We start from the raw sequence: 12,226 nt of genomic DNA, 5'->3' as shown, positions 1-12,226 counted from the left end.
AGTAAATTCAGCTGATTTTTGACGTATTATTGACATCATTTTGTCTGAAATATGTCTTTTGTCATTTTTTTGAATTAAATTTTTTTCATTACTAAAATGTATTTTTTTAATATAAGACTTACTTTCGTATCAACAAAATAATCGTTTTCCTCTTTATACACTTGACTTTCTTATAAAAAAATGTCCTCTTAATCAATGAAGAAATCAGTTGTTTTTTTGTCAAGAGGAAAATGTATTTTTAAAATTCAAACACAAAATATTGTTATTCAAAAATAGAAAATACCCTCCCTCCTTCTAAACTAAAAATTCATTTTTTTGTCATTTTTCCAAACTGAATTCATACACAAAAAAATACCGAGAATCGATTAGACTCTCGGTATTTTTTAAATTATTTCGCTGTATGTTTTCTAACAGCCGGTAAAATTTCAGTAGCAATTAATTCAATATTTTTCTCAATTTTATTAAGTGGTACACCACCAAAATCAATTTGTGCCATAAAACGTTGTTGTCCAAACAATTCATATTGGTAAAGCATTTTTTCAATAATTTGTTGCGGGCTACCAACCATTAATGCGTCACGGTAATCTACTGCATTTGTAAATTGTTGCTTCGGATACCCACCACCGCGCAGTGTAAGCATACCAGCATTAATATGAGGATAGTATTCATTAAATGCATCTTGTGAATTTTTTGCTGTATAAAATAAACTCGTTGTCGCAACTGGCAAACTTGCTGGATTAAATCCATTTTGCGCCGCAGCCTCACGGTAGGCATCTACTGATCCTTTAAAGTTAATAGCTGGGCCACCTAGTGTTGTTATCATCATTGGTACACCCGCACGTCCTGCTTTAATCGCACTAGCTGGTGGTCCACCAACTGCACGCCAAATTGGTAAGTTATTATTTTTAGCTCTTGGAATAACCGATGCATGTGCAAGCGGCGCTCTGAACTGTCCGTTCCATGTTACATGTTCCTCTTTATTAATTTTTAATAAAAGATCCATTTTCTCTTCAAATAACTCTTCATAATCATTCACATCATAACCGAGTAAACTATATCCCCCAATACGAGACCCACGACCAGCTACAATTTCTGCACGTCCATTAGAAATTAAGTCAATTGTAGCAAAATCCTCATATACTCGTACCGGATCAGATGTACTTACTATCGTTGCTGAACTTGCAATTTTTATATTTTTCGTAGCTTGTGCAATAGCTCCTAAAATAACTGTATGAGCTTGCGTTGTAAAATGCGTTTGATGACTTTCACCGACAGCAAATACATCAAGTCCAGCTTCATCCGCTAACTTAGCTGTTTCAATTAATTCATGAATTCTTTGTTCAGCACTAATTTTCTCTCCGTTATGCGGATTTAATACATGATCCCCAATCGAATATAATCCAAACTCCATTCCTTTACTTGTATCCATACGGTATTTTTCCATAGTTGTTCTCTCCTTTAATGAAGTGTTATTCGTTTCTATTATTAAAACGTTGGTAAGTCAAGTGTATATCCCTATTAGCTACACCATCACTTGACTAATCAATTGATGGTGTAAAAAAAATTACTCATGTGGTAATTCTTTTCTTTCGCTATGCTTATGAACTTTCGTCATTAGCTCGTATAACATTTTCTGCTCTTCTTCATTTAATACATCATCAAAAAACGAAGATTGAAATGTAAGCTGCTCTGGCAGTGCTTTTTCTAAAGCTGCTTCCCCTTGCTCTGTAAGACTAATTGTTTTCGTTTTCCAATCTTGTTTTCGCACAATATATCCTTCTTTTTCAAGACGCGTTAACATTCGAGAAATACCACCTTGTGTAACAGTTACCTTTTCAGCTAACTCCATCTGTGTTAGTGGTTGATACGTACGTATTTGCAAAAGCACATCAAATTGAGCTGTCGTTAAATCAAAACGTTTTAAAAACTCATTTGACATCTGATTACTTTGGTTCGTAAATCGTATTAAACGTAACCATATTAATGATCCTATCGTATTATCACGCATGTTTGATCACTTCCTATCGTGAATCTTACTATCACTTTACTACGCAAGTGATAAAAAAGCAAGAGAAAACGTGAAAAATATCTGATTAGAGTATTGCATAAATAACGATAAGAAAGAATTCATTTCAACATGAAGTCTTTCTTATCGCTATTCTTAACTTTCCATTTCATTCATTGCTATATTTAAAGCTGCTACCGCTTTTGGCCAGCCAACATAAAAAGCCATATGCGTTATTAATGCAATTATTTCATTCTCCATAATTCCATTTTGCTTTGCCAGCCGCAAATGAAATGGTAATTGTTCTGTCTGATTAAGACTAATTAGTGCCGCCACTGTACATAAACTTCTTTCTCTTAATGTTAAAGTGGCATCTCGCCACACTTCCTCGAACAATATCTCTTCACTATATTGAGCAAATGCAGGGGCCATTTCTCTCATTTTCTTTTGAATACAATATTCAATGGATTCATTCATCATCTCATTCCCCTTCATTTTACCAATTGCGCCACTCCTTGACCAAACGACCAATTTTCAGCAGCTGTCTCATTTAGTGTAATAAAAATGTCTGCACTTTTTATACTAGAACATTCAGAAACCTTCAAGGATATCGACTGATACAGATCCCTTTTCTGTTTTATCGTTCTTCCCGGTCCACATGTAATAGAAACATAAATCATATTCTCTGTTCTCTTTTCTCCTCTTTCTAATAAATAATATGGATTAAATAAAAAGTGATTTTGTTTATAAGGTAAAAACATTTGAAAAAAATCATTTTCAGGGATGTTAAAATGTTCAATTAATGAAAGATGAATACATTCACCTATCTTTTTCAACTCTTCTTTATTTAATATATTTTCATAATAATAAACGTTCACAAAAGGCATACATTTCCATTCCTTTTTCTTAATTTAACTTCAACAAGTTTTCATCGTGAAATGTGCAAAATCTCATATACTGTAACCCCTTTATTGGTTACCATGTCGGGCTTTCCTTCATAAAAATTAAACTGACTATACCTCCATTTATCTGGATTATAAATGATTACATTTCCTAAACATTTTTCTATGTTTTGTACATTTTCATTTATAATATTTAATTGCGTTCCCTTCAGTGAATTACTTTTGGAAATACTCCCTGTAAACTCAACAGCATATTTACTTTTTTTAAAATCATCACTTAAATTAACAACTAATAGAACACCTATATTTATTTGTTGCCATCCAAAAGATTGTAAAATATTATCGTAATACCCTTCAAATATAAATTTGTTCATTCCTTCATGGCCATTCCAAATATATAAAGGTGCATAACAGTTATAGAAATTCCCGTCCTTTCCTGCCTCTGTAATTAAATACGCTTTGAAATTCAATTCTTGAAAACCATCCGTTTTATGTCCATTATCCTTTACCCTTTTTTTTATGATTTCCATATCATAATCCTTTGGCAAAATGACCTTATATTGCATTCCAATCATGTTTATCACTCACTTTCTATCTTATATACACAATGATAAACCGATGAGTGACTAGCGTAAAATAGGTATAAATTATGGTTGATATCATTTATAATGATACCGTATAAGGAGCTGTGATACATGGAAATAAATGATCTTATTATATTCAAAACTGTAGCTAGTGAAGGCTCTATTAGTAAAGCTGCTAAAGAGTTAGGATATGTTCAACCAAACGTAACTGAGCGAATCAAAAAATTAGAACAAGAATTAGAAACACCTTTACTACATAGAGATAACAAAGGCGTTTCCTTGTTACCCTCAGGTGACATTTTATTAGACTACACGCATCAAATATTAACTTTAGTAGAAGAAGCGAAAGATAAAATTAAAACGAGTGGTTCTTCTTATATCATCGCGACGTCACAATCTATTTTGACTAATTATGTAAGTAAGCGTATTAAAGAAAATTTCAGGAATTATCAAATATATGTAGAAAATAGTAGTCATTTGCATAAATTACTGCAACAACAAAAAGTTGATATGGTCATTACTTACGAGGATGATCCCGAAGCAGCTTTTAAAAAAGTATTTACTACTTCCATTTCTGTTGGCTTATTAAAAGCGAAAGAAACGCCTATCATTGACTATTCAAAGGAACTCTTCTTCGTTAGTAATGATAAAAAGTGCCCTTTTAAAAATAAGACGATACAATTTCTAAAAGAAAATAATTTATCTCAAGGTCAACTTCAACAATTAGATTCTTATTCGCTTATGGAAGAGTTTATTCAGGACGGTAAAGGAATAGCCTTTTTACCGATTAAAAATGATAACTTAGTGCCCATTGAAGATGTTCCCATTGAGAGATTCGCTGTTCATTTTTTTACAAATCGAAACTCTTTAAAACAAATACCTAATGAACTATTTGATTAATATAATTGCTAGGTTTACAAACTAACTAATTACATACACCAATAAAAATCCCTCCTTTACGAATCTAAAAGAGGGATTTTCATATTCTATACAATTGATTTTTCACACGTTTTGCTCCACTTCTGTACTTTTCTCCTTCTTACTCCGTTTCATATTCTTCAGGCCCTTAATCGTCCCAACTAATCCTTTCGGAAAAACTAGCAAGACGATAATGTACAATAAGCCAAGAATAATTGTCCATCGTTCAAAAATTGGATACGCTGTAGCTAGTTCTGATAAATAATATTTCAGTGATTCAATAATGCCAGCTCCCGCAATTGCTCCTATTAACGTTCCAACGCCTCCAATCATTGACATCAATAATGCATTTAATGTCATTTCAATTGAAAATACAGTCGTATTAACAAAGCGGAGTGTGATAACAAATAAGCCACCGCTAATCGTAGCAACTACTCCTGCAACAATACTAGCAATAATTTTATAATGAAGAACTTTATATCCTAGTGCTTCCACACGTTGTTCATTTTGTGAAATTGCCTTTAATACTTTTCCAATAGAAGATTTTGTGAAAAGACGTAACAGAATAAAAATGACAATTAAACATATAAGTGTTACATAATAAAACGTAAAACGGTCACGAAATAAGTCTGGTACACCAAATGTAAAACCATCTCCTCCGTGAGTGAGCCCACGCCATTTTTCAGCAAGTACGAAAAACAACTGTGAAATAGCAAGTGTTAACATTGCATAAAAATGACTTTTCAGCCGTAAAGAAAGCAAACCAATTATATAACTAACAATTGCTGAAATGATAATTGCAGCTACTATCCCTATTAAAAAGTTCGTTATGGATACTCCTTGCCGATCAAATAAAAGCGCTACGCCATATGCTCCTATTCCAAAGAACATACAGTGGCCGAATGATACAATTCCGGTATATCCAAGCAATACATCAAAACTCATTGCAAAAATAGCAAAGATGAAGATTTGAGTGAACAAAATTAACAAACTCCGTGAATCATTTACGAATGGAAATACACTTAAACAAATGAGCATACATACTCCGAAGTATACTTTAATTCGATTTGAAGTGCTGTTCACCATTTCACCCCTTTTCACCAACAAGTCCGTTTGGCTTCACTATTAAGAAAAATAGTAACATTAACATATTAATTGCAAGTGATAAATCCGGTATAAAATACGCTGTAAACGCACCCGCTAATCCGACAATTAAAGAAGCGATTGCCGAACCTTGTACGCTTCCTAACCCGCCAATAATTACTACTATGAAAGCTAAAATCGCATACTGCATACCCATCTCGGCAAAAATAACGCCTGAATAAGGTGCTAATAGAAATCCTCCTAACGCTGCCATTCCTGCTCCTAATAAAAAGACGAAAGAAAATATCGCTTTTACGTTTATACCGAGCGCTTGAACCATCTCTTTATCCATTACACCTGCACGTATCATAAGACCTATCTTTGTTTTTTTGAGCAATAATAGTAAGGCAATGTAAATGATGATCCCGATTAAAATAACGAATAGACGATATTTAATTAATATAATACCTTCAAATGTATAACTACCTTGTAACCATAACGGTAATTTAGCACTAATGGGATTTGGTCCCCAAAATACTTTAATACATTCACTAAGTACAAGCATTCCTCCAAGCGTCACAAGAAGCTGTCGAACATGATTTCCATATACCGGCCTAATAAGGAATCTTTCTAAAATGAACCCAAGGAACATGCCCATAACTATCGCTCCAATTAACGCTAATACATAACTACCTGTCATATTAAATAGCCAAACACCTGTAAACGCTCCCCACGCAAATAAACCACCATGTGCGAAGTTTAGAACACTCATTAAACCGAAAATAAGTGAAAGACCTGATGCTAATAAAAAAATGAGCATCCCTGTTGAAATCCCATTTACAAATAAATTAATTAACACATCCATCCTTCTCACCCCGGATTCATGTTAAGAGATTCCTAAATATTTATGACACATTTCCTTATCCTCTTTTAGTTCATGCATAAAACCGTTATGAACAATTTTTCCATTATCCATAATATAAAAATAATCACCAATTTGACTAGCCATCATAAAATTTTGTTCCACGAGTAAAACTGTTGTTTTCTCCTTCATTTTCAATATGGCTATCATTAATTTTTCTATCATAATGGGGGACAAGCCTTTACTCGGTTCATCAATAAGTAATAAACCATCACTATTTATAAATGCTCTTGAAATTGCTAGCATTTGCTTTTGTCCTCCGCTTAAGAGTCCGCTTTTTTTGTGCCAAAACTGCTTTAAATCCGGAAATAATTCAAGCATCCATTCTATTTTTTCTTCCGCCTCTTCTCCCTTCCCCCTAGCAAGAGCGAATGTTTCTTCTACTGTCAGGTCATAAAAAATACCTTGATTTTCTGGTACATACCCTATTCCTTTCCTTGAGATTAAATGTGTAGATAATCCATTTACTTGTGTACTATCATAATAAATTTCACCATGTGCGATATGGTGAAAACCCATAACCGAACGTAATGTCGTAGTCTTCCCTGCCCCATTTCTTCCAAACAGTACAGTAATCGTTCCTTTCTCGACAGCAAGAGATACCCCTTGTAAAATATGAAACTGATCTAAATACGTCTCTATATTATTTACTTGTAATAGTGCCACTATATAATCCCCCTAAATAAGCACTTTGTACACGCTCATCTTTCATAATTTCTTCGGGCAAACCTTCAGCCAATAACTCCCCATGGAACAAAACGATAAGATGGTCTGACAAACCTAGTACCATATCCATTTTGTGTTCAATCAGTACAATTGTACTCTCTGGATGTTTCTTAATATTTTCAATCACTTGTAAAATAGCCGGTACCTCCTCAACTGATATACCTGCCGTCGGCTCATCAAGTAGTAACACATCCGTTTTTAAAGCTAATAACATCGCAAGCTCTAACTTTCGTTTTTCTCCATGCGCTAAATCTTTCGCTAATACATGTTCTTTCTCCTGAAGTAATACCGTTTTTAAGAACCGTCTCGCCTCTCCTACTTGTTGTTTAAATTTTGCCGAACTCGGAAAAAAACTATAGTAATCTTGAACAAATGATTGAACACTTAAACGAACATTTTCAAGTACCGTTAACTCTGGGAATATATTTGTAAGCTGAAAGGAACGGCCAATTCCTAATCGAGTTCGATCTGAAATTGATAATTTTGTAATCTCTTGTCCTTTAAAATATACTTCACCCTTTGTTGGAGAAATTTGTCCACTAAGTAAATTAAATAACGTTGTCTTTCCTGCACCATTTGGTCCGATAATGGAAATGAGCTTTCCTTTTTGTACTGTTACATTCACATCCTTAATAACATGATGTTCACCAAAAGATACGCTAAGATTTTTCGTTTCAAGCAAGTGTGTCACGATATCCCTCCCTTTAAAGCTTTCAGTATGAAAGAAATACGTATAAAGAGGGTATTCCCTCTTTATACAAAAACAATAGAAAATTCAGTCTATTTATTTTGAGCTGGTGGTTCTGTCTCTTTCATCGTTAATTCTCGCTCTAATACTGGCACCGGATAGTCAACACCATCTTGCTTTTTCAATGTGATAGAATACAGTGTCTGCATCGCTTGGTGATCCTTTTCTCTAAACTTCATCTTTCCTTTCGGTGTCTCAAATTCCATTCCTTCCATTTTCTTAATCAATGTATCTACATCTGTATCACCTTTTGTTTTCTTTACAGCTTCTACAATTGAAATTGCCGCTGACATTCCACCCGCTGTAAATAAATCTGGCACCGCACCATTAAATCGTTTTTTATGTTCCTCCACTAACCAATCATTCACCTTATTTTTCGGGAGTGTATGATAATAAACAGAAAAACCTTGCATTCCTACTAATGCATCCATCGTTTTTAATGCCGGTATATCTGGTGCACCGGTAGAAATTTTAATACCTTGCGCTTCCACATTCATATCTTTTAACTGTTTCCAAGGTGAATTTGCCCCAGCCCAAACGATAAATAAATAATCCGGTTTTGAGCTAATGATATTTTGAATATTTGCAGTGAAGTCAGTCGAATTCGTATCAGCATATTGCTCGTTGACAATATTCGCACCTAATTTCTTCGCTCCCGCTTTAAATGCCGCAATTCCCTCACGACCAAATGCATTATCCGGGGCAAACGTCGCAATCTTTACATCTTTTTTTGCAATTGCCGCTGCTCCTGCAATCGCATCTTGCGAAGAACTTCTTCCTGTTCTAAAAATATATTTATTCCAGTTCTTCCCGGTAATACTATCAGCTACTGCCGGTTCTACAACCATTATTTTTTCATATTCTTCAGCTAATGGTAAAACCGCTAATGTATCACTTGAACTAGACGATCCGACTAAAAAATCAACTTTCTCTTCTTCTAATAATTTCGTAGCTTTTTTAACTGCTACATCAGCTTTTGTTTCCGTATCTTCTACAACAAACTTAATCTTCTTCCCTTCCACTTTCCCAGTTCCACCCGTTGCATAATCTAACCCTAATTCAAATCCGTTCACTGTTTGTTTTCCATACGATTCTAATGGACCTGTTAATGATGCAAGAACCCCTACCTTAATCGTCTTTTCATCCTCTGTACTTGTTTTCTTTCCTGAACAAGCGGCCGTTATTAATAACGAACCTAAAACACAACCAGTAGCCATCATTCTTAGCCATTTACGTTTTTTCATCGACATTGTGATCCTCCCCATACTTTTCTTTCTGATAGAATCAAACACGCCAAAGTTACCCATCCGTAATTATGACTTTTTCTTTGAATCATACAAACAAATCTGTTTAAAAATTTTAATGAAGTACCTTTACATTCGCCGCCTCTTTCCAAATACCTCCATTTATCATATACTCATCTAGTATTTTTCACCACCTAATTACAGTCGCTGCCCACGTATACCCAGTCCCTGCACTAACTACTACTGCAATATCTCCAGGCTGTAACTTCCCCTGTTCATTTGCAAAGTGAAGACCAATGCATGGATCAAGCGCTGACATATGTCCATAATGATCTAAATATACAACTTGTTCTTCTTCTAGCCCTAGCCCCTGTATCAATTCTATTAACATAGAACGTTTTGTATGCAGTGGTAACAATACTTTAATATCTTTAGGAGTAAATCCACTTTTTCTTAACGCCTCCCGAATAACCTTGTCAAAATTAGGGATTGAAACCTGGTCTAGACGTTCTTTCATACTATTAGGATCTATTACATCAATATAATGTTGTCGATTCTCAACTGTATCATAGCTCGCAACCTGCTTTGATCCACCTGCTGGAATACGTACATCTTCATGAAATGAACCATCTGTTATAATCGCACTTCCTAATATTTCACCGTTTTTAGCGTCCTTTTTCACTAAAGCTGCGCTTCCGCCATCAGCGAAATTAAACATAAAACGTGAGCGTGGATTATCATAATCTACAATTTGAGATTCTTTACATCCACCTACTAATAATATATTTTCAATTGAGTTATCAGAGTAGAGCATATCTTTTGCGACTTTGAGAGCAATAGGAAAGCAAGAACTAACATTCATAATTTCAAAAGCATAAGCATTTTTCAATCCAAGTTCATGCTGAATTTTCGGGGCACTTGACCATACGTGGTAATCTTTATGTGGACTGCCAAAATAAATGACTACATCAATAGATTGAGAATCTACTTGTAATAATATTGGCTTTGCAGCAGCAATAGCTAAATCTGATGCATGCATCGTTTCATCTGCGACATGCTTTTCATATAATCCAAACTTTTCTATAATAATATTCTCAGGGATACCTGTTTTTTGAGATAGGTCTGCCGCCGTCTCTACGTCTTTTGGGAAGAAAACACCAGTCGCTTCAATCCCAATATTCATTAGACTACTCCTCCTTCTTTTGGTACCATCATAGTTGCTACACCAGTTAATACTAAATCTCCTTTTTGGTTATGACACTCCGTCAACAATTTCAAAACTCTCTTTTCTATCATAAATTCTTGTACTGTTGCCGTAGCTGTAACCGTATCTCCTATAAAGACTGGTGCTGTAAATTTAATAGTTTGTTCCATATAAACAGATCCTTTTCCAGGTAAATGAATTCCAAGCAATTGTGATAATAGACTAGAAGTTAGTAAACCATGTGCTATTCTTTGATTAAATCTAGTTTGTTTCGCATACTCATGATTAATATGGATTGGATTAAAATCCCCGCTCAAACCTGCAAATAATACAAAATCTGTTTCTGTTATTGTTTTACTACATGATGCCTGTTGACCAGTGCTATACATCGTCATCTCTTCACCTGCTTTTCAATTGATTTGCTAACTGTGCTTTTTGAATTTTACCAGTTGCATTTTTAGGCAATTCCTCTAGAAACACAATTTCTTTTGGAAGTTTATATTTTGCTAGAAATAAACGACAATGTTCAATGACTTCCTTTTCAGTTAATACACTCCTACTCTTTTTCACAATAAAGGCGATTGGAATCTCTCCCCACTTTACATGTTGCCTACCAACGACCGCTACCTCATATACCTCCGAAAGCTTATTAATGACCTGCTCTACTTCGAGTGGATAAATATTTTCACCACCGGAAATTATCATTTCTTTTTTTCTACCGACAATGTATACAAAACCATCTTCATCAACTTTAGCTAAATCTCCCGTATATAACCAACCATCTTGAATCGTTTCTTTTGTTGCATCTGGTCGATTCCAATACTCTTTCATTACATTCGGCCCTCTTATAAGTAACTCTCCAACTTCACCGATTTCAACCTTATTTTTATTTTCATCCATAAGTACATAATCACAAAACAGAACAGGTTTTCCAATTGAACCTACTTTACGTCTTGCATCTTCTTCTGAAAGCATAAATACGGTTGGTGATGTTTCAGTCATGCCAAAGCCTTGACCAAATAAAAATCCTCTATCTATAAATTCTCTCATCAACTCTTCTGGACATGGAGCACCACCGTTATAAAACCAGCGAACTGATTGTAAATTTGTAGTTTCAAACTTTGGGCAATTAATTAATGCTTGGTGAATAGTAGGTACTCCCATCACTACAGTCACTTTATGTTTTTCTATCATGGAAAGAGCTGTGGTTGGTTCGAATTTTTTCGGAATAATGATTACGCCACCTGCAAATAAAGTTGGAAATGCGAATAAACCAATCCCACCAATATGAAATAAAGGTAATAATACAATGGAGCGGTCGTGAATAGTTAAGTCAATCGCAAATGTATTATTAAGCGCATTCCAAAACATATTTTCTTGTGTAAGTACAGCTCCTTTCGGTTTTCCTGTTGTACCTGATGTATAACATATAATAAAGGATGCGCTTTCATTTTTCTCTTCAAAGTTGTCACTTTTTCTATCTTCTATTTCTTTTAAGCTTTCAATCGAAATAACTCTTTGTACGTACGATACCCTATGCATTGACAGTGCCATATTTTGAAATGTTTCCTCTACAAATAAAACTGTAGTTCCACTATCTTTTAACTGAAATATAAGTTCATTTTCTGTTAAGCGTATATTCAATGGAACAGCAATACATTCTACCTTTGCTATAGCAAACAAAAGTACAATATATTCCAAGCTATTTTGTGATAAAATAGCTATCCTTTCTCCTTTTTGCACATTTACATCGTAAATTAAATATGCTGCTACTTTACTTACATACTCATGTAACTGTTTATATGTCATTTCCTCCTCTTCTGTAATAATGGCAATGCGATCTGGATGTAAATAGGCCCGTTTTTCTATCCAATAAGCAATGCCTTGCAT

14 protein-coding genes are annotated in these 12,226 nt (G+C 34.5%); 1 reads left to right on the top strand and 13 read right to left on the bottom strand.

Annotated elements, in window-relative coordinates; all coding sequences use genetic code 11:
* Nucleotides 1–388 precede the first annotated feature (388 nt).
* From MR113_RS15805 to MR113_RS15785, 5 genes are all read right to left on the bottom strand, one after another.
* Nucleotides 389–1,444 (bottom strand): LLM class flavin-dependent oxidoreductase, encoded by a 1,056-nt coding sequence (locus MR113_RS15805; RefSeq protein ID WP_242255392.1) that lies wholly within the window; start codon nucleotides 1,442–1,444, stop codon nucleotides 389–391.
* Between the two features lie 120 nt (nucleotides 1,445–1,564).
* Nucleotides 1,565–2,008 carry a MarR family winged helix-turn-helix transcriptional regulator gene (locus MR113_RS15800; protein ID WP_242255391.1) on the bottom strand — a complete coding sequence of 148 codons (444 nt, stop codon included), beginning with the start codon at nucleotides 2,006–2,008 and terminating at the stop codon, nucleotides 1,565–1,567.
* Nucleotides 2,009–2,161: 153 nt separating this feature from the next.
* Nucleotides 2,162–2,485, bottom strand: a complete 324-nt coding sequence (locus tag MR113_RS15795) for a carboxymuconolactone decarboxylase family protein (protein ID WP_242255389.1) — start codon at nucleotides 2,483–2,485, stop codon at nucleotides 2,162–2,164.
* A gap of 11 nt (nucleotides 2,486–2,496) precedes the next feature.
* Nucleotides 2,497–2,892 (bottom strand): tautomerase family protein, encoded by a 396-nt coding sequence (locus MR113_RS15790; protein WP_242255387.1) that lies wholly within the window; start codon nucleotides 2,890–2,892, stop codon nucleotides 2,497–2,499.
* 41 nt (nucleotides 2,893–2,933) lie between these two features.
* A complete protein-coding gene (locus tag MR113_RS15785) occupies nucleotides 2,934–3,482 on the bottom strand; it encodes a DUF4865 family protein (RefSeq protein ID WP_242255385.1) in 549 nt (182 codons plus the stop codon).
* Between the two features lie 120 nt (nucleotides 3,483–3,602).
* Between MR113_RS15785 and MR113_RS15780 the strand changes: the two genes are divergently transcribed.
* Nucleotides 3,603–4,391, top strand: coding sequence for a LysR family transcriptional regulator (locus tag MR113_RS15780; RefSeq protein WP_242255383.1), 789 nt, complete (start codon nucleotides 3,603–3,605; stop codon nucleotides 4,389–4,391).
* A gap of 102 nt (nucleotides 4,392–4,493) precedes the next feature.
* Here the strand turns inward: MR113_RS15780 and MR113_RS15775 are convergent, their stop codons facing one another.
* From MR113_RS15775 to MR113_RS15740, 8 genes are all read right to left on the bottom strand, one after another.
* Nucleotides 4,494–5,447, bottom strand: coding sequence for a branched-chain amino acid ABC transporter permease (locus MR113_RS15775; protein WP_242255398.1), 954 nt, complete (start codon nucleotides 5,445–5,447; stop codon nucleotides 4,494–4,496).
* Nucleotides 5,448–5,496: 49 nt separating this feature from the next.
* Nucleotides 5,497–6,357, bottom strand: a complete 861-nt coding sequence (locus MR113_RS15770; protein ID WP_242255382.1) for a branched-chain amino acid ABC transporter permease — start codon at nucleotides 6,355–6,357, stop codon at nucleotides 5,497–5,499.
* Between the two features lie 21 nt (nucleotides 6,358–6,378).
* A complete protein-coding gene (locus MR113_RS15765; protein ID WP_063261805.1) occupies nucleotides 6,379–7,080 on the bottom strand; it encodes a branched-chain amino acid ABC transporter ATP-binding protein in 702 nt (233 codons plus the stop codon).
* Nucleotides 7,058–7,831, bottom strand: coding sequence for an ABC transporter ATP-binding protein (locus MR113_RS15760; RefSeq protein ID WP_000149330.1), 774 nt, complete (start codon nucleotides 7,829–7,831; stop codon nucleotides 7,058–7,060). Before MR113_RS15760 ends, MR113_RS15765 begins: the two co-directional genes overlap by 23 nt.
* Nucleotides 7,832–7,920: 89 nt before the next feature.
* Nucleotides 7,921–9,138, bottom strand: coding sequence for a substrate-binding domain-containing protein (locus tag MR113_RS15755; RefSeq protein ID WP_242255380.1), 1,218 nt, complete (start codon nucleotides 9,136–9,138; stop codon nucleotides 7,921–7,923).
* A gap of 181 nt (nucleotides 9,139–9,319) precedes the next feature.
* Nucleotides 9,320–10,315, bottom strand: a complete 996-nt coding sequence (locus MR113_RS15750; RefSeq protein WP_242255379.1) for a 3-oxoacyl-ACP synthase — start codon at nucleotides 10,313–10,315, stop codon at nucleotides 9,320–9,322.
* Entirely contained in the window at nucleotides 10,315–10,731 is a 417-nt protein-coding gene (locus tag MR113_RS15745; RefSeq protein WP_242255378.1) for a MaoC family dehydratase, read from the bottom strand. The genes MR113_RS15750 and MR113_RS15745 overlap by 1 nt, the downstream gene beginning before the upstream one ends.
* Nucleotides 10,732–10,735: 4 nt before the next feature.
* Entirely contained in the window at nucleotides 10,736–12,226 is a 1,491-nt protein-coding gene (locus MR113_RS15740) for an o-succinylbenzoate--CoA ligase (RefSeq protein ID WP_242255377.1), read from the bottom strand.

It is taken from the genome of Bacillus cereus group sp. BfR-BA-01379, from assembly GCF_022663605.1.
GTDB lineage: Bacteria > Bacillota > Bacilli > Bacillales > Bacillaceae_G > Bacillus_A > Bacillus_A mobilis.
The sequence above is the reverse complement of the archived record's forward strand: the minus strand, read 5'-3'. Positions and strand labels throughout refer to the sequence as shown.